At 63.3% G+C, this 17,444-nt stretch carries 19 protein-coding genes; 11 read left to right on the top strand and 8 right to left on the bottom strand.

The window, feature by feature from the left end:
* Nucleotides 1-120: 120 nt before the first annotated feature.
* Nucleotides 121-786, bottom strand: a complete 666-nt coding sequence (gene ccmB / locus AC0L28_RS05045; RefSeq protein ID WP_128175354.1) for a heme exporter protein CcmB — start codon at nucleotides 784-786, stop codon at nucleotides 121-123.
* A gap of 46 nt (nucleotides 787-832) precedes the next feature.
* Nucleotides 833-1,441 (bottom strand): heme ABC exporter ATP-binding protein CcmA, encoded by a 609-nt coding sequence (gene ccmA, locus AC0L28_RS05040; protein WP_128175352.1) that lies wholly within the window; start codon nucleotides 1,439-1,441, stop codon nucleotides 833-835.
* A 285-nt stretch (nucleotides 1,442-1,726) separates the two neighbouring features.
* Between ccmA and acnA the strand changes: the two genes are divergently transcribed.
* Complete coding sequence (acnA, locus tag AC0L28_RS05035) at nucleotides 1,727-4,417, top strand: aconitate hydratase AcnA (protein WP_287068040.1); 2,691 nt, start codon at nucleotides 1,727-1,729, stop codon at nucleotides 4,415-4,417.
* A gap of 63 nt (nucleotides 4,418-4,480) precedes the next feature.
* Here the strand turns inward: acnA and AC0L28_RS05030 are convergent, their stop codons facing one another.
* Nucleotides 4,481-5,176 carry a ceramidase domain-containing protein gene (locus tag AC0L28_RS05030; RefSeq protein ID WP_473475988.1) on the bottom strand — a complete coding sequence of 232 codons (696 nt, stop codon included), beginning with the start codon at nucleotides 5,174-5,176 and terminating at the stop codon, nucleotides 4,481-4,483.
* A gap of 178 nt (nucleotides 5,177-5,354) precedes the next feature.
* On the opposite strand from AC0L28_RS05030, the gene AC0L28_RS05025 reads away from it, so the two are divergent.
* From AC0L28_RS05025 to AC0L28_RS05015, 3 genes are all read left to right on the top strand, one after another.
* The gene (locus AC0L28_RS05025; RefSeq protein ID WP_128175346.1) at nucleotides 5,355-6,149 is read left to right on the top strand and encodes a DUF1223 domain-containing protein; all 795 of its coding nucleotides are present in this window, start codon (nucleotides 5,355-5,357) and stop codon (nucleotides 6,147-6,149) included.
* 198 nt (nucleotides 6,150-6,347) lie between these two features.
* Entirely contained in the window at nucleotides 6,348-6,728 is a 381-nt protein-coding gene (locus AC0L28_RS05020) for a hypothetical protein (protein WP_473475986.1), read from the top strand.
* A gap of 28 nt (nucleotides 6,729-6,756) precedes the next feature.
* On the top strand, nucleotides 6,757-7,143 hold the full coding sequence (locus AC0L28_RS05015; protein ID WP_023803338.1) for a DUF2794 domain-containing protein: 387 nt from the start codon (nucleotides 6,757-6,759) through the stop codon (nucleotides 7,141-7,143).
* On the opposite strand, the gene AC0L28_RS05010 is transcribed toward AC0L28_RS05015, so the two are convergent.
* The 4 genes from AC0L28_RS05010 to AC0L28_RS04995 all read right to left on the bottom strand — a co-directional run bounded on the left by AC0L28_RS05010 (nucleotide 7,144) and on the right by AC0L28_RS04995 (nucleotide 12,114).
* On the bottom strand, nucleotides 7,144-7,716 hold the full coding sequence (locus AC0L28_RS05010; RefSeq protein WP_473475984.1) for a GNAT family N-acetyltransferase: 573 nt from the start codon (nucleotides 7,714-7,716) through the stop codon (nucleotides 7,144-7,146).
* Between the two features lie 117 nt (nucleotides 7,717-7,833).
* Nucleotides 7,834-8,613 carry a Bax inhibitor-1/YccA family protein gene (locus tag AC0L28_RS05005; RefSeq protein WP_128175340.1) on the bottom strand — a complete coding sequence of 260 codons (780 nt, stop codon included), beginning with the start codon at nucleotides 8,611-8,613 and terminating at the stop codon, nucleotides 7,834-7,836.
* Between the two features lie 241 nt (nucleotides 8,614-8,854).
* On the bottom strand, nucleotides 8,855-11,404 hold the full coding sequence (locus AC0L28_RS05000; protein WP_287068034.1) for an ABC transporter permease: 2,550 nt from the start codon (nucleotides 11,402-11,404) through the stop codon (nucleotides 8,855-8,857).
* On the bottom strand, nucleotides 11,404-12,114 hold the full coding sequence (locus AC0L28_RS04995) for an ABC transporter ATP-binding protein (protein ID WP_287068033.1): 711 nt from the start codon (nucleotides 12,112-12,114) through the stop codon (nucleotides 11,404-11,406). The genes AC0L28_RS05000 and AC0L28_RS04995 overlap by 1 nt, the downstream gene beginning before the upstream one ends.
* 85 nt (nucleotides 12,115-12,199) lie before the next feature.
* Here AC0L28_RS04995 and AC0L28_RS04990 point away from each other — a divergent pair, with 85 nt between their 5' ends.
* Both AC0L28_RS04990 and thpR read left to right on the top strand, forming a co-directional pair.
* Complete coding sequence (locus tag AC0L28_RS04990) at nucleotides 12,200-12,844, top strand: arylesterase (protein ID WP_473475981.1); 645 nt, start codon at nucleotides 12,200-12,202, stop codon at nucleotides 12,842-12,844.
* Between the two features lie 138 nt (nucleotides 12,845-12,982).
* Entirely contained in the window at nucleotides 12,983-13,579 is a 597-nt protein-coding gene (gene thpR / locus AC0L28_RS04985) for an RNA 2',3'-cyclic phosphodiesterase (protein WP_027153691.1), read from the top strand.
* Here the strand turns inward: thpR and AC0L28_RS04980 are convergent.
* A complete protein-coding gene (locus AC0L28_RS04980; RefSeq protein WP_128175331.1) occupies nucleotides 13,483-14,001 on the bottom strand; it encodes a low molecular weight protein-tyrosine-phosphatase in 519 nt (172 codons plus the stop codon). The genes thpR and AC0L28_RS04980 overlap by 97 nt on opposite strands.
* Nucleotides 14,002-14,053: 52 nt before the next feature.
* Between AC0L28_RS04980 and AC0L28_RS04975 the strand changes: the two genes are divergently transcribed.
* From AC0L28_RS04975 to AC0L28_RS04955, 5 genes are all read left to right on the top strand, one after another.
* A complete protein-coding gene (locus AC0L28_RS04975) occupies nucleotides 14,054-14,374 on the top strand; it encodes a 4a-hydroxytetrahydrobiopterin dehydratase (protein ID WP_287225069.1) in 321 nt (106 codons plus the stop codon).
* 116 nt (nucleotides 14,375-14,490) lie between these two features.
* Nucleotides 14,491-14,853 carry a YkvA family protein gene (locus AC0L28_RS04970; RefSeq protein WP_023803329.1) on the top strand — a complete coding sequence of 121 codons (363 nt, stop codon included), beginning with the start codon at nucleotides 14,491-14,493 and terminating at the stop codon, nucleotides 14,851-14,853.
* A 234-nt stretch (nucleotides 14,854-15,087) separates the two neighbouring features.
* Entirely contained in the window at nucleotides 15,088-15,591 is a 504-nt protein-coding gene (locus tag AC0L28_RS04965; RefSeq protein WP_023803328.1) for an invasion associated locus B family protein, read from the top strand.
* A 174-nt stretch (nucleotides 15,592-15,765) separates the two neighbouring features.
* Entirely contained in the window at nucleotides 15,766-17,001 is a 1,236-nt protein-coding gene (gene rlmN, locus AC0L28_RS04960) for a dual-specificity RNA methyltransferase RlmN (protein ID WP_473475975.1), read from the top strand.
* Complete coding sequence (locus tag AC0L28_RS04955) at nucleotides 16,998-17,432, top strand: hypothetical protein (protein WP_287225071.1); 435 nt, start codon at nucleotides 16,998-17,000, stop codon at nucleotides 17,430-17,432. Before rlmN ends, AC0L28_RS04955 begins: the two co-directional genes overlap by 4 nt.
* The last annotated feature ends 12 nt before the right edge of the window (nucleotides 17,433-17,444 follow it).

Here is a 17,444-nt window from a genome sequence, read left to right as displayed (position 1 = left end):
AGCCGGACCATTTCGCTTCGTTCCAACATGCCTTCCTTTAACCCTGCGCCATCGGCTTCGCAATCGACAGCAGCGCCGCAGCCTTCGACGCCCTGTAATCACCAACGATGGCCGGCCAAATCAGTCGATTCCATGGCGCAGAGCCAACGCTGCCGCAACCGGCCCCAGCACGGCAAGAAACAAGGTCAGCGCGGCAAGAATGAGGAAAGGCTGCAGAAACGGATCAGGGTTCGCCACCGCGCCATAGCTTGCCGAGACGCCGAAGATCAGCACCGGGATGGTCAGCGGCAGCACCAGCACCGAGATCAGCAGCCCGCCGCGCGGCAGTGCCACCGCCACCGCCGCACCGGCAGCGCCGATGAAGGTAATCGCCGGCGTGCCGACCAGAAGGGTCAGCGCCGTGGCGCCGATGCCGATCGGCTCCATGTTCATGAACAGGCCGAGCAGGGGTGCCGCGATGACCAGCGGCAGCACGCTTCCTGCCCAATGCGCCAGGCATTTTGTCAGCACGGTCAGCGCCAGCATCTGCCGGTCGTCGCCGAGCACCAGCAGATCGAGCGAGCCGTCTTCCCGGTCGGCCTGGAACAATCGGTCGAGACCGAGCAGGCAAGCCAGCAAGGCGCCGATCCACAGGATCGCCGGGCCGATGCGGGCAAGCAGATTGAGGTCCGGCCCGACGCCGAACGGGATCGTGGCGATCACCGCGAGAAAGAAGATCACGCCGGTCAGCGCCCCGCCGCCGGCCCGGATACTCAGGCGGATATCGCGCAGGAAGAGGGCTAGCATGGTTTTAGATGCCCTTGCCCAGGCAACCCCCTCTGTCCTGCCGACATTACCGAGTTTCCCCCATCCTCAATTCTTGTGCCCCCTCCAACCCCAGTGGCAGATGCGTCGCCGCAATAATGATTCCGCCCTCCGAACAGTGCTCCCGCATCAGCCGGCCGAATCGCTCTTCCGAAGCCTTGTCCAATCCGGCCGTCGGCTCGTCGAGCAGCCACAGCGGCCGCCGGCTGACCAGCAGTTTTGTGATCGCCGCGCGGCGGCGTTGTCCGGTGGAGAGATAGCCGAACGGCAGATGGCCGATACCGTCAAGCCCGACCATTGCCAGCGCCTCTTCGGCGCTCAAGAAATCCGCGCCCGAAAAATCGCGCCAGAAGCGCAGATTTTCCGCCACGCTCAGCGCCGTCTTCATCGCGTTCTGGTGGCCGAGATAGTGGCAGGCCGAGGCGACCGACGGAAAATCCTCACCGCCACCTTCGAGAAGCAAACGGCCTGCCACCACCGGCAGCAACCCGGCAACGACCCTGAGCAGTGTCGATTTTCCCGCGCCGTTCGGCCCGGTGACGATCAGCGCCTGGCCTTTGCCAAGGGCAAAGTCGAGGCCGGAAAAAACCGCCTCGCCGCCGCGTTCGCCGCCCAGATTTTCGGCGATCAGCCGCATTCCATGCCCGTCCCGAAAACATCGCGCCACGGCAGCTGCCGCATCGCACAAAATAGCCGTTCGACTGTCTAGAACTATTCCAGGAAATTCTCTATATGCGGGGCATCCGTGCCAGCGGTCGGCACGGGAAGCGAATTAGCGCCGAACCAGCGCACGCGCCGCCTTGAACGGCTCGGGTTGGCTGGGAACGGACAGCGGAAATGGCCGTACCCGCACCTTTGCGCGTGATTGCATGCCATCGGCGTCCGTTCCCTTTCAGGCTGAACAGACAAGGACGGATCGCACGTGTCAAAATCCCTCGATAGTTTCAATTGCCGTCGCACGCTGACCGCGGGCGGCTCCGATTATGTTTACTACGACCTCGTCGAGGCCGAGAAGAACGGCCTCACCGGCATCGCCCAACTGCCCTATTCGATGAAGGTGCTGCTGGAGAACCTATTGCGCAACGAGGACGGCCGTTCCGTCACCAAGGAGAGCATCCAGGCGGTCGCCGGCTGGCTGACCGACAGGGGCACCGCCGGGGTCGAGATCGCCTATCGCCCGGCCCGCGTGCTGATGCAGGATTTCACTGGCGTTCCGGCCGTGGTCGACCTGGCCGCCATGCGCGATGCCATGGCCTCGCTCGGCGGCGACCCGCAAAAGATCAATCCGCTGGTGCCGGTCGACCTGGTCATCGACCACTCGGTCATCGTCGATGAGTTCGGCACGCCGCTGGCTTTCGCCCGGAATGTCGAGCTTGAATACGAGCGCAACGAGGAACGCTACAAATTCTTGAAATGGGGCCAGCAGGCCTTCCGCAACTTCCGCGTCGTGCCGCCCGGCACTGGCATCTGCCACCAGGTCAATCTCGAATATCTCGGCCAGGTCGTGTGGACCAACACTGAAGGCGGCGAAACCACCGCCTATCCCGACACCTGCGTCGGCACCGATTCGCACACCACCATGATCAACGGCCTTGGCGTGCTCGGCTGGGGCGTCGGCGGCATCGAGGCCGAGGCCGCGATGCTTGGCCAGCCCGTCTCCATGCTGCTGCCCGAAGTCATCGGCTTCCGGCTCACCGGCAGGCTCAGGGAAGGCGTCACCGCCACCGATCTCGTGCTCACCGTCACGCAGATGCTGCGCAAGAAGGGCGTCGTCGGCAAGTTCGTCGAATTCTTCGGTCCTGGTCTGTCCAACATGACGCTGGCCGACCGCGCCACCATCGGCAACATGGCGCCCGAATATGGCGCGACCTGCGGCTTCTTTCCGGTCGATGGCGAAACCATCCGCTACCTCACCATGTCCGGCCGCGAGGAAAACCGCATCGCGCTGGTCGAGGCATACGCCAAGGCGCAAGGCATGTGGCGCGATACCGGGTCGGCCGATCCGGTCTTCACCGACCTGCTCGAGCTCGATCTCGGCAGTGTCGTGCCGTCGATGGCCGGACCCAAGCGTCCAGAAGGCCGGGTCGCGCTCGAAGGCATTCCGGCCGGCTTTGTCAAGGCGATGGAAACCGAATACAGGAAGGCGGTCGAAATCGACAAGCGCTATGCCGTCGAGGGCAACGACTACGACCTTGGCCATGGCGACGTCGTCATTGCCGCCATCACCTCCTGCACCAACACCTCGAACCCGAGCGTGCTGATCGGCGCCGGGTTGCTGGCACGCAACGCCAACCGGCTCGGACTCAAGCAGAAGCCGTGGGTCAAGACATCGCTGGCGCCGGGCAGCCAGGTCGTCGCCGAATATCTGGAGAAATCCGGCCTGCAGAAGGAACTGGACCAGATCGGCTTCAATCTGGTCGGCTTCGGCTGCACCACCTGCATCGGCAATTCCGGCCCGTTGCCGGCGCCGATCTCCAGAACCATCAACGACAAGGGCTTGATTGCTGCCGCGGTGCTTTCCGGCAACCGCAATTTCGAAGGCCGCGTCTCGCCCGACGTGCAGGCGAACTACCTCGCTTCGCCGCCGCTGGTCGTCGCCCACGCACTGGCCGGGACCGTGACCAAAGATCTGACCACCGAACCGCTCGGCGAGGACCGCGACGGCAACCCGGTCTACCTCAGGGACATCTGGCCGAGCTCGGTCGAGATCCAGGAGTTCATCGAGAAGAACGTGACGCGCGAACTGTTCGCCCGCAAATATGCCGACGTCTTCAAGGGCGACGAATACTGGCAGAACGTCAAGGCGCCGGAAGGCCAGACCTATTCCTGGGACAACAATTCGACCTATGTGCAGAACCCGCCCTACTTCGCTGGCATGACATCGGGCTTCGGCACGATCGGCGACATCAAGGGCGCCCGCGTGCTCGGCCTGTTCGGCGACAAGATTACCACCGACCACATCTCACCGGCCGGCTCGATCAAGGCGGCCTCGCCGGCCGGCAAGTACCTCATCGATCATGGCGTCGGCGTTGCCGACTTCAATCAATACGGCACACGGCGCGGCAATCACGAGGTGATGATGCGCGGCACCTTCGCCAATATCCGCATCCGCAACCACATGCTGGGCGAGAACGGCCGCGAGGGCGGCTACACAATCCACTATCCGTCGAAGGAAGAGAAATCGATCTACGACGCCGCCATGGAGTACAAGAAGGAAGGCGTGCCGCTGGTCATCTTCGCCGGTGTCGAATACGGCAACGGCTCGTCGCGCGACTGGGCGGCCAAAGGCACCAACCTGTTGGGTGTTCGCGCCGTCATCGCTCAGTCCTTCGAGCGCATCCACCGCTCGAACCTGGTCGGCATGGGGGTCATCCCCTTCGTCTTCGAGGAAGGCACCTCATGGGCCTCGCTCAACCTCAAGGGCGACGAACTGGTCGAAATCGACGGACTGAGCGCCATCAAGCCGCGTCAGAAGATGATCGCGAAGATCACTTATGGCGACGGCACGGTGAAGAACATTCCGATCATCTGCCGCATCGATACGCTGGACGAACTCGACTACTTCAAGAACGGCGGCATCCTGCAATATGTGCTGCGCGATCTGGCCGCATAATGTGAAGGGAATAGGGGAGTAAGGCAGTAGGGGAAAGGTCGCCTCCGCTGCCTCGTCCTACTCCTACTGCCTTACTGCCCTACTGCCATACTGCCCTAATTTCGGCCCTCCGAACCGCGCCGCCGCCGCCAGCAGCACGCCGAGCATCAGCCCGTTGAGGATGTGCCACAGGAAATGCGTGCCGAGCGGGAAGCTGCCGCAGACCAGCGGATCGATCGTCCTGAAGATGACCGACACGACGAAGATCGCCGAGCCCGCCAGATTGTACCAGCCGGCGCGGTTGCCGCTCGCCGCCACCCAGGCGCCGAAGAAGGCGAGCGCCAGGAAGGGCGGCAGGTAGCCGGTCGTGCCGTTCGATGCCTGGCGCAGCCAGTCCGGCACGGCCCAGGTCAACAACCCGGTGACGGCATAGAAGGCTAAGAAGATGGCGATCGCCTTGCCCCATTTCATAGCGAGGAAACGGCGCAGGTTGAACAGCGTGTAGGCCAGCGTGAACCCGGCGATCGGCAGCACGTCGGCCCAGACCATGGCATGGTTGGCAAAGGTGTGGAACAGCGCCGAGCCGATGCCGATCGCCACCACCCACCAGGCCAGAATTTCGGCGAAGATGCCTGTGCCGCGCCGGCGCACCTCCCGGACACCCCATAGCCCGGCGACAAGAAAAGCCATATTGGTCAGTGCGTTCACCGGTTCGGCCCAGAACTGTGGCCCGACCCGCTCGCAGTACAGGTCGACCGGCGTCAGGAGAGTTTGCCACATGCTGATTGTCGCCCGAATCGGTATCTACCTTGAAGTGTAGCCCATCCTGTTGCGCCCTTGCAGTTTGTCGCAACGGTAGAATTTCACCGCAACGTGACTTCCCGTTGACTGCCGCTTCTGCCACATATTTCGCCAACCAGAACAAAGCCGGCCATCACCGGCGGGAGTCGAAACGGCCATGACACCTCGAAGACCATTGCGGCTTGCGGCGTTTGCGCTGGCCCTCTCGGTGCTTGCCGGAGCTGGACTTGCCGCCAATGCGCTTGCCGGCGAGGCCGACCGCTCCCAGACAGATAAATCCCTGGTCGGCCAGCCCTTGGGCGTGGTCGAGCTCTTCACCAGCCAGGGCTGCAGTTCCTGCCTGCCGGCCGATGCATTTTTCGCCGAGCTTGCCGCCAAGGAGAACATCGTCGCGCTCGCCTATCACGTCGACTACTGGGATTATCTCGGTTGGAAGGACACGCTGAGCCGCAAGGAGAACACCGAGCGGCAGTATGAATATATGCGTGCCTTCGGCAGCCGCTCGGTCTATACGCCGCAGGCCGTCATCAATGGCCGCAGCCATGTCAACGGCGCCCGCCGCGAGGAAGTCGACGGCGCGCTCGCCCGCATGAAAACATCCGGCGAGGGCATGCGGGTCCCCATCGACGTCAGCCGGACCAGCGACCGCGTCATCATCGACGCCGGCGATGCCGGCAGCGGCCCCAGCGATGCCCATGTCGTCATCGTGTATTTCGACCCGCCGCAGACCATCAAGATCGGCAAGGGCGAGAACACCGGCCGCAGCATGACTTATTGGAACGCCGTCTCCGGCATCCAGACCGCCGGCATGTGGCACGGCAAGGCGCAGCGCTACGAACTGCCGATGAGCGTGATTACCAAGAAAGGCGGCTGCGCCGTGCTGCTGCAATCGGTGGGCAAGGACGGCATGCCGGGTCCCATCCTGGGCGCCGCCCTGATCCACAAGCCCTGAACGCCTCTCCTTCTCCCCTTGTGGGGCCCGAAGGGCGGGCGAGGCCCGTGATTCGCCCCGGGTGGTGGATCGGCGCGCAGCGTCGAGCGGGGTTCTGGAAGGAATGAGGCAGCGGGGCGATTTCAAGCAAATTGCCAAGCTGGAACCACCCTTCCGTCGCCTTTGGCGACACCTTCTGCCACCGAAGGGGGAGAAGGGGTGGCCGCGCGCATTCACTCGGCCAATAAAATAAAAAACCGACGTCAGCTTGCTTCTGACGCCGGTCATTTAGGTTTTGGGATCGTCGCGCTCGAGTTCTCCAAGGGAGAAACCGAGGTTGGTTCGATCCGACGCAGACCCGTGGGCGGGGGGCTTGGGGTTTACGAGCCAGTGCCGGACCGAACCGTCTCAGGCAACATCCGTAAATTCGTCGGAGATTGGGGCTTTAGCGCGGTTAAAAGAAGGCGGGATTGTGGCAAAGCATCACCAATTTCAACGGGCGTTTTTATAAACGTGACTGGACACCGCGGAAACGTTGCGCCGCCAGCCTTTCCCCAGCCGGGCTTGCAATTCCATGGCGAAAGCGCCAACTTTGATTAATGTAAGATTCATTCGAAGGGATCGAGGCATGACTGATCACGGCAGTGGGACGGAGGATGGGGACGCATCCGCAATACTGATCCCGCTGCATGAGGCAAGACGTGAACGCCTCGACCAGCCGGTGCGGTTCGACCGGCGTGAATTGGACCAGATCCTGAGGCTTTACGGGCGCATGGTCGCCGCCAATGAATGGCGCGACTACGCCATCGACCATCTTGCCGACCGCGCCGTCTTTTCCGTCTTCCGTCGCACCAGCGAGGTGCCGCTGTTCCAGATCGTCAAGGATCCGAAGCTGGCGCGCCGGCAAGGGGCTTTCGCCGTCATCGCCGCCGGCGGCCGCATCCTTAAGCGCGGCCAGGAGCTTGGCCGCGTGCTTGGCGTGTTCGACCGCACGCTGAAACTTGTCGAGGCCTAACTACTTGTTGTGCTTCCGGAATCTCCGTTCCGGCAGTGAGTTGGGATCGGGCGGAACCTGAGACCCGCCATTGATCGGCAGTTGCATGAACACCGTGTCGAGCCAGCGTCCGAGCTTGTAGCCGGAGGCTTCCAGACGGCCCGAATGGCGAAAGCCGAGCTTTTCATGCAGCCGGACCGAGGCACTGTCCGGCCGACCGTCGCCGATCACCGCGATGATCTGGCGGAAGCCCGCCGCCTCGGCCGCCGCGATCAGCCCTTGCATCAGCTTCAGCCCGATGCCATGGCCCTTGGCCTCGGGCGCGACATAGACAGAATCTTCGACGATGAACCGGTACGCAGGCCGCGCCCGGAAGGCGCCGGCATAGGCATAACCGAGCACGATGCCGGCTTTTTCCGCCACCAGATAGGGAAAGCCGCCCGCTATCAAACTGTCGAAGCGCTCGCCCATCTCGGCACGATCAGGCGGCTCCAGTTCGTAGCTCGCCGTGCCGTGGAACACCGCATCAGCATAGATGGTGGTGATCCGGTCGAGATCGGCCGCTGTCGCGCCGCGTATCGTGATGGTGCTCATAATTTATGCAAGCCGTTCATCTGCCTTCTATAACAGCAAAGGCCGGCACAGAAGGAAAGGGCGGCCGTTGGGCCGCCCTTTCCAAATTCGCTGGTCCACAGACTCAAGGGGCCGTTGTTAACGGCGATCGCCCATGAACTGCAGCAGGAACATGAACAGGTTGATGAAGTCGAGATAGAGCCTCAGCGCGCCCATGATAGCCTTGCGGCCGGCGACATCAGTCTCGTCGCCCTCGAAATACATCTCCTTGATGTTCTGCGTGTCGTAGGCGGTCAGCCCTGCGAAGATCAGCACGCCGATCGCCGAAACGGCGAAGGAAAGCGCCGACGACTGCAGGAAGATGTTGATCACACTTGCGATGATCAGACCGACCACTCCCATGATCAGGAACGAACCGAGCGCGGAAAGATCGCGCTTGGTCGTGTAGCCGTAGAGCGACAGTCCGCCAAAGGCGGCGGCGGTGGCGAAGAAGGTCTGCGAGATGCTGGCGGTGGTGTAGACCAGGAAGATCGACGACAGTGACAGGCCGACGAGGCCGGCATAGACCCAGAACGTCGTCTGCGCGGCCGAAACGCTCATCGACTGGACGCGAAACGACAGGAACAGCACCGCTGCCAGGGGGGCAAAGATCACCAGCCATTTCAGCGGCGAGCCGAAGATCGCGTAGCCGAAGGATGTCAGCATATCGCCGTTCGGCAGCGTAGCGACCGCCGAAGCCGGATCGGTGGTGGTGGCCAGCATGATCGTTCCGACCGCGGCGAGGCCGGTGATGAGGAGGCCAAGCCCCATCAGATTGTAGACCTTGATCATATAAGCGCGCAGGCCCTGGTCGATAGCAGCATCGACGCCGACGCCGGGCACGGCACGCGTCTGATAATTGCGAACGGGTTCAGCCATGGAAATCCTCATATTGCTTCTGCCCCGTCCGGTGTCCGGTCGATTTGGACCGAGGCGCCGCTGGCGGGGCTCCAGCATGCCTGCCGCGAAATATGATGGTTATTGGCGTCAAGAACAAGACCGTAACCGGGCGTAATGCTTCGTGAAGTAGCAAAAATCCGGATTTATCGGCCGTCCGAAGCCCAACATTAACAAGATTTAACCAAATCCCGGTCGCGTTGAGCTTGCCGACCCTTGCAGATCAGAGATTGCGCAGCACCGGCGCCGCCTTGTGGCCCAGCACCCGCCAGGTGCCGGCGAGGCCGATGCCGACCGTGACCAGCAAGGCAAAGACAATGGTCGCCACCGCCACATCGGGCATGAAATGCGACGGCAGCGTCATGACGCGCGCGACAACGAACCACGCCGCAATGCCGCCTGCCGCCAGCGCGAAGATCGCGGTGGCGAGGCCGATCAGCATGTATTCCAGCGAAAAGGCCGCGATCAGCGTCTTCCTGGTGGCGCCCAGCGTCTTCAGCACCACCGCATCGTGGATGCGGGCGCGGTTGCCGGCCGCCAACGCGCCGGCCAGCACCAGCACCGAGGCGATCAGCGCCACCCCAGCCGCGGCCCTGATAGCGGTGCCGAGTTGCGCCACCAGCCGGTTGACGATGTCGAGCGCGTCCTTGACCCTGACTGTCGTCACCGCGGGAAAGGCACGAGTGACAGCGTTGAGAAGACGGGCATCGTCGGCCGGCGACGCGCCCTTTTCGGTGAGCGTCGCCAGCCAGCTGTGCGGCGCGCCGGCAAATGTGCTGGGCGAAAACACCATGACGAAATTGATGCCCATCGTCTCCCACTCGACCTGGCGGAAATTGGCAATCTTCGCTGTCACGTTGCGGCCAAGCACGTTGACGGTGACGGTATCGCCGAGTTTCAGCCCGATCTCTTTGCCTTCCTCGGCCGAAAACGACACCAACGGCTCGCCGGCATAATTGTCCGGCCACCATGTCCCTTCGGTCAGCGTCGCATTCGCAGGAATTCTGGCCTCGTAGGTCAGCCCGCGATCGCCGCGCAGCACCCAGGCCCCTTCCGCCGGGACCTTGACCTTGTCGACGTCGACGCCGTTCAGCGCCATCACCCGGCCGCGCAGCATCGGCACCTTGACCAGCGTGCCTTGCGGCGCCTCCCTGCCGACCAGCGCCGAGAACGCATCGACATCGCTGCTCTGGATGTCGACGAAGAAGAAGTTCGGCGCCCGCTCCGGCAGGCTGCCGGAAATCTGCCGTCTGAGATTGCCGTCGATCAGCGCCAGCGTCACCAGAAGCGTCAGCCCCAGTCCCAGCGACAGCACCACCGACGGCGTCAAGGCGCCCGGCCGATGGATGTTGCCGATGGCGAGCCTGAGCACCGTCGAGCCAACGCGCGGGCTCCTTTTGGCGGCCCACTGCACCAACGCGCCGACAAGGCGCAGCACCAAAAAAGCAAAAATGGTGGCGCCGACGAAGATCGAGGCGATGTAGCGGTCGCCGGAAAACAGAATGGCCAGCGCCGCCAGCAGCAGCGCGATGCCGAGCGCCGCCGCCGTGTAGAGCGGGCGCGGAAAACCGCGGCCCTCAAAACCCATTTCACGAAACAGCGCCGTCGCCGGCACGTCGCGCGCCCGGCCGAGCGGCAGCAAGGCGAAAGCCAGCGTCACCAGCAGCCCGAACAGCGCCGCCATGCCGAGCGCGCCGGGATAGAATCCGCCTTCCGCCGGCACCGGAATGATCGACTGCAGCGCCGCGCTCGCCGCGAACGGCATCAGCGCGCCAAGCACGACGCCGAGCGTGATGCCAAGCACGGCGATCATCAGGATCTGCACCAGGTAGACGGCAAAGACGAAACCGCCCGAAGCTCCCAGGCTCTTGAAGGTGGCAATGACGCCGCGCTTGCCGTCGAGATAGGCGCGCACCGCATTGGCCACGCCGACGCCGCCGACCACCAGCGCCGTCAGCCCGACCAGCGTCAGGAACTGCGAAAACCGTTCGATATTGGCGGACAACGCCGGTGCTGCATTGCTGCGCGTGCGGATCGACCAGCCGGACTCGGGAAACTCCTCCGCCGCCTGATCCTGAATGGCTTTTATGCGCGTCTCGCCGGTGCCGCCGGGCAGGCGGACCTTGTAGGCGTTCTCGACCAGGCTGCCGGGCTGGATCAAACCGGAAGCGGCAAGCCCGTCCGTCGAGATCATCAGCCGCGGCGCAAAGCCGAAGCCGTCGGATACCGCGTCCGGCTCGTTGACGAGCCGGGCGCGCAGTTCGAAGGTGGCGCTGCCCAGCTTCAGCCGGTGGCCGATCCGAAGGTTCAGCCGCTCGAACAAAAGGTCGGGTGCGGCGGCGCCGAAAACACCGGATTGTTCGTCGAACAATTCCTGCTTCGACAGCACCGGCTCGGTCTGCAGCGCACCATAGAGCGGATAAGCGCCGTCGACCGCCTTGGCCTCGACCAGCGCCTGGTCGGAGCCGTCCTTGAGCCGCGCCATCGAGCGCATGTTGGCGCTGTGCGAGACCGTGCCCAGCCCGTCAAGAAAGACCTGCTCGGCCTGCGTCGCGGCGCGCTGATTGAGCTGGAAACGAAGATCGCCGCCGAGCAGCGACTGGCCTTCGTTGGCGACGCCGGCGGTAATCGCCCGGGCCACCGAATTGACACCGCCGATCGCCGCGACGCCAAGCGCAATGCAGGCAAGGAAGATCAGGAAGCCGGACAGCCCGCCGCGCATCTCGCGCAGCGAGAAGCGGAAGGCGAGCTTCAGCGTGCGCGACAGCGGCATCAGGCCGGCACCTTGCCAGGCTTTGGAACCGGTTCTGGCGCATCCTCGATCCGGCCCGACCGCATCGATACCTGCCGGGAGCAGCGTGCGGCGAGCGCCGGATCGTGGGTGACCAGCACCAGCGTCATGCCGCGCTCGGCCGCTTTGGCGAACAAAAGATCGGCTACCTGCCGTCCCGTCGCCTGGTCCAGATTGCCGGTCGGCTCGTCGGCGATCAGGATGCGCGGCGAAGGCGCCAGTGCCCGGGCGATCGCCACACGCTGCTGTTCGCCGCCGGACAATTCGCCGGGATAGTGAGTGACGCGGTCGCTCAAGCCCACCGCCTCGAGCTCCCGCGCCGCCACCCCGAACGGATCGGCATGGCCGGCTAGTTCCAGCGGCACTGCGACATTTTCGAGCGCTGTCATATTGGGAATGAGGTGGAAGGACTGGAAAACGATGCCAATGTTTCGCCCACGAAACGATGCGATCTGATCTTCGCTCTTGCCGTTCAGCAATTCGCCCGCGATTCGTACCGTACCCGAATCGACCCTTTCCAAACCGGCCAAAACCATCAGCAGCGTCGACTTTCCCGAGCCCGACGGACCGACAATGCCGGTCGCCTCGCCACTTGCCACGTCGAGGCTGACGCCCTTCAGGACATGGACGGAAGACGCTCCTTCGCCGAGCGTCAGCGATACGTTTTTCAGCGCGATGACGGCTTCTGTCAAAATAAAATCGTCCTATATGGGAAAGGGAGAGGCAGAATTCCGCCTACCGCCAGTATAATGTTCTCGGTCATATGGGGCCTGCCGCATGGCTTTCAAACACCGACTTGCCGCAGCCTTCGTGCTTTTCCTCGGAATTTGCGGCGCCATTTCTTCGGCGCGCGCCGAGCCGTTCAAGATCGTCGGCTTCGGCGACAGCCTGATGGCGGGCTTTGGCCTCGGACCGGACGAAGGCTTCACCCGGAAACTTGAGGCAGCACTCCGCGCCAAGGGCCACGATGTGACCGTCGCCAATGCCGGCGTCTCCGGCGATACGTCGAGTGGCGGCCTGTCGCGGCTCGACTGGTCGGTGCCGGACGGCACGCAGCTTGTCATTCTCGAACTCGGTGCCAACGACATGCTGCGCGGCGTTTCTCCCGATATCACCCAAAAAAATCTCGACGCCATGCTGGCGAAGCTGAAGCAGCGCAACATCGCCGTGCTGCTGGCCGGCATGCGCGCAGCCCCCAATCTCGGCGCCGACTACCAGAACGGCTTTGACGCGATCTTCCCGAAACTGGCGGAAAAACACGGCGTCCCGCTCTATCCATTCTTTCTCGACGGCGTCGTCCGCGAACCAGCTATGCAACTTGAGGACGGCCTGCACCCGAATGCCAAGGGCATCGACCGCATGGTCGAGCGCATACTGCCGGATGTCGAGAAAGCCATTGCCGTGGTTAAGGGCAACTCTTGAAGGGACCGGATTTCGATGATGCTACGCATTCCCCGCACGATTTGATTTTAGGCCAGTGCAACCAACAAACCGCTTGCCCCGCTCGATTTTCGATGATTCGCTAGGGGCAGAGTTCGATTCGAGGACAGGAGGCTTGCCATGCCGCGTCTTTTCACCGCCCTCGAAATACCGCGTGATGCTGCCCTTTCGCTGTCCCTGCTCCGGGGCGGCCTGCCCGGGGCCCGTTGGATCGACGTCGAGAACTACCATATGACGCTGCGCTTCATTGGCGATGTCGAGGGCCATGTCGCCGACGAGATCGCCAACGCGCTCGACCGTGTCCACCGCCCGTCCTTCGCGCTGACACTGTCCGGCGTCGGCGCCTTCGGCCAGAAAAAACCGCACGCGGTGTGGGCCGGCGTCTCCTTCTCGCCCGATCTTGCGGCGCTGCAAGCCGAGATCGAGCGCATCTGCCAGCGCCTCGGCATCCCCGCCGACCCGCGCAAATTCATGCCGCATGTGACGCTGGCCAGGTTGCGCAATTCGAGCCCGCTCGACGTCGCCCAGTATCTTTCGGCGCGCGGCAATTTTTCGACGCTGCCCTTCCGTGTCGGCCGCTTCGTCCTGATGTCGTCGCGCGATTCGGTCGGCGGCGGACCCTACATCGTCGAGGAGGCCTGGCCGCTGTCGGGCGCCGACAGCCGTGCCTCGAGCCGCGTCGCCAGCGCCTCCGACGCTTCGCGGATCATGCGGTAGACCGAGGCAAACGCCTCCGGCCCCTGATGATAGGGGTCCGGCACGTCGCCCACCTTTCCCTCGGCGAACTCGAGGAACAGATGGACACGGTCGCGCATGGCGGCAGGCACCAGCGCTTTAAGATCCCGAAGATTCGATCGGTCCATGGCGAGAATGAGGTCGAAACGCGAAAAATCGTCCGGCGCCAGCTTGCGCGCCGTCTGTCCGGAAATATCGACGCCGTGCCGCTTGGCGATCGAGATCGAGCGCGGGTCGGGTGCCGAACCGGCTTCCCAGTCGCTGGTCCCGGCCGAATCGAGCAGGATATCCCGATCGAGGCCGCGCTCTGCCAGGACGGCGCGCAACACGCCTTCCGCCAGTGGCGAGCGGCAGATATTGCCGAGACAGACGAAGAGAATGGATTTTATCGGCTTTGCGCTCATCGATCCGGCATTGTGCTGAAGACTGCAAATCCAGATAGCACGGGAAACGACCATGGCGAGAGAGAAACTGAGCAGTGAGGCGGTCGCCGAGGCGCTGGCCGGGCTCGACGGCTGGTCGCTGGCCAAGGATGGCGGCTCGATCACGCGCAGCTTCACCTTCAGCGATTTTTCCGAAGCCTTCGCCTTCATGACCCGCGTCGCCTTGGCGGCGGAGACGATCGACCATCACCCCGACTGGTCGAACGTCTACAACACCGTGAACGTGACGCTGAACACCCATGATGCCGGCGGCCTGACCGCGCTCGACTTCGAACTGGCCAGGACGATGACCCGCTATTTCGGTCAGGTCGTTGGAGATCTCTCGACGCCGTAGCCTGATTTTTCAGGCCGCGAAACGGCCGAGCTCTTGTAGTGGACTGGCGCTTTCACCACATTTTCCGCTGGCAGGCGCGCGTGGAACGCCATGCGCAGCCTCGTTAGGAGAGACTGATGGCGCAAAAATCAGGTTTTGATTTCTTCGGCTTTGGCGGCAAGCCGGGCGACGAGAGCGAAGTGCGCGAGAAATTCTGGCGCACGGCCAAGCGGGCTGCCCGGCAGATCCCGTTCATGGAGGAACTGGTCGCCGCCTACTACTGCGCCATGGACAAGAACACGCCGCTGCGCGCCAAGGGCATCCTGGTGGCGGCGCTGGGCTATTTCGTGCTACCGGCTGACGTCATCCCCGACTTCGTCCTCGGACTGGGCTTTACCGACGACATCGCCGTGCTGACCGCCGCGATCACCACCGTCAAAGCCCACATCACATCGGCGCATCGGCTCGCCGCCAAACAGGCGATTGCCGACAACGGCTGAGCCGGCGATAAGGCAGAAAAGTCAAACTCTTGCCGCTTTCGTGGCATCCAAGTCGCGAAAGGGACGTTGCAACTGCCACTTTCGAGCGACGGGCGCAAGGATGGCGGCGGTTTCCTGGGGTGGATGTCCTTTTCCTGAGGGAACTTCACCGTTTGGTAACCCAGATTAAATCAAAATGAAGCGACGGGCAGGACGCCGAGCCGGCCTGCCTCCGCACCATATATGGGAAAAGCGATGCGCGGATTGATTGCTACAATTTCGAGCCTGGCACTGGTGGCCATGACAGCGCCGGCTCTGGCGCAGTCGGCAACCAAGATCGGCCAGCACAATGCCTGGGGCACCTACAGCTACCAGGCGTCGGGCGGCAAGGTTTGCTATGTGTTGACCGTGCCGACCGACAAGCAGCCGCCGACGCTTGACCATGGCGACATGTTCTTCTTCGTCAGCCAGCGGCCGGGACAGCAAGTGTCTTACGAGCCGCAATTCATCGCCGGCTACAATTTCCAGGAAAACTCCAAGGCCACCGTCACCATCGACGGCAAGAGCTTTTCGATGTTCACCCGCGGCAAGTCGGCCTGGGTCGAAAACGCCGCCGAGGAGCCGGTGCTGATCGCCGCGATGAAAACCGGCAGCGACATGAAGGTGCAGGCGAAGTCCGGCCGCGGCAACACCACCACCTATGTCTTTTCGCTGAAAGGCATTTCGGCGGCGCTGTCGTCCATCGCCAAGTGCAAATAGCCAAAGCAGGGTTTGAGTGAGCGGCCGGGCCGGGCGCGGCTCTCCCTTCCCCCCTTGTGGGAAGAAGGTAAAGATCGCCCCTGCATGACTCCGCCGTCAAGCTGTGCTATGCGCCGCGCTTCATTTCGGGCACGATGCTGTAATCGGCCGTAAATCGCTTATATTGGCGCAACAATGACCCTCTCATTCGACCTTACCACTGAAGGCGCCCGTGACGCGTTGCGCGCCCGCGCCGCGCCGGCGGAAAAACCGTCGCTGATCGGCCTGACCCGCGCCGAGCTTGGCGCTGCGCTCGTTGCATCCGGCATCGTGCCGGAGCGCCAGGCAAGGATGCGCGCCCAGCAGCTCTGGCACTGGATGTATGTGCGCGGCGTCTCCGACTTTGCCGGTATGTTCAACATCTCCAAGGATCTGCGCGCCGAGCTCGACAAGCATTTTACCGTCGCCAGGCCCGAGATCGTTGAGGAGCAGATTTCCTCCGACGGCACGCGCAAATGGCTGTTTCGCTTTCCGCCGCGCGGCGCCGGCCGGCCGGTCGAGATCGAGACCGTCTACATTCCCGAAGAAGGCCGCGGCACGCTCTGCATCTCCTCACAGGTCGGTTGCACGCTGACCTGCTCCTTTTGCCACACCGGCACGCAGAAGCTGGTGCGCAACCTGACCGCGGAGGAAATCCTCGCCCAGCTTCTGACCGCCCGCGACCGGCTCGGCGATTTCCCCGACCGCGACACGCCCGATGGCGCGGTCGTTCCGGCCGAGCGCCGGAAGGTGTCCAATATCGTCATGATGGGCATGGGCGAGCCGCTCTACAATTTCGAGGCGGTGAAGAAGGCGCTGCTGATCGCGTCCGACGGCGACGGGCTTTCCCTGTCGAAGAGACGCATCACGCTGTCGACTTCCGGCGTCGTGCCGGAGATCTTCCGCACAGGCGACGAGATCGGTGTCATGCTGGCGATCTCGCTGCACGCCACCAATGACGATCTGCGCGACCTTTTGGTGCCGATCAACAAAAAATATCCCTTGAAAGAGCTGATCGCCGCCTGCCGCGCCTATCCCGGCCTGTCGAACGCCCGCCGCATCACCTTCGAATATGTGATGCTGAAGGACGTCAACGATTCGATCGAGGACGCCAAGGGACTGATCAAGCTGCTCAAAGGCATTCCGGCCAAGATCAATCTGATCCCGTTCAATCCGTGGCCGGGCACCAACTACCAGTGCTCGGACTGGGAGACCATCGAGAAATTCGCCGACTACATCAACAATGCCGGCTATGCCTCGCCGATCCGCACGCCGCGCGGCCGCGATATCCTCGCCGCCTGCGGCCAGCTCAAGTCGGAATCCGAGCGCATGCGCAAGGTCGATCGGCTCGCGCTGGAAGCAATGATGATCGCGGGGCACGGCGAGGCGTGACCCGCCTTGTCGCCTACTTCATCCGCTTCGCCATCATCCTGATCGGTTATGGCGTTGCCGCGCTGGCGGCCAGCGCTTTCCTCAACGTCATGTTCCTGGCGTCGCTGGGCTATACGCCGGAGCATGTGCAGCCGGCGGCGACGGCCTCGCTGTATTTTTCAATCCCCTTCGTTGCGCTGTTCGTCGCCTATTTCGCCTTTATGCCGGCAGCGGTGGCGATTCTCGTCTCGGAAATCCTCGGACGGCGCGACTGGCTGTTCTATGCGCTGGCGGGCGCGGTGGTCGCGGCGGTCTTCCTCGGCTTCGCCCACCAGACCGCCGACGCCAACTTCGAGATCACCGACCCGCGCGTCGTCGCTGCCGTGATCGGCAGCGGCATGGTCGGCGGCATTTTCTACTGGCTGAGCGCCGGGCGCTCGGCCGGAAGCTAGCGCCAAGCCGGA

Source organism: Mesorhizobium sp. WSM4847 (genome assembly GCF_055811335.1).
This window is presented reverse-complemented; position numbering and strand designations above follow the sequence as displayed.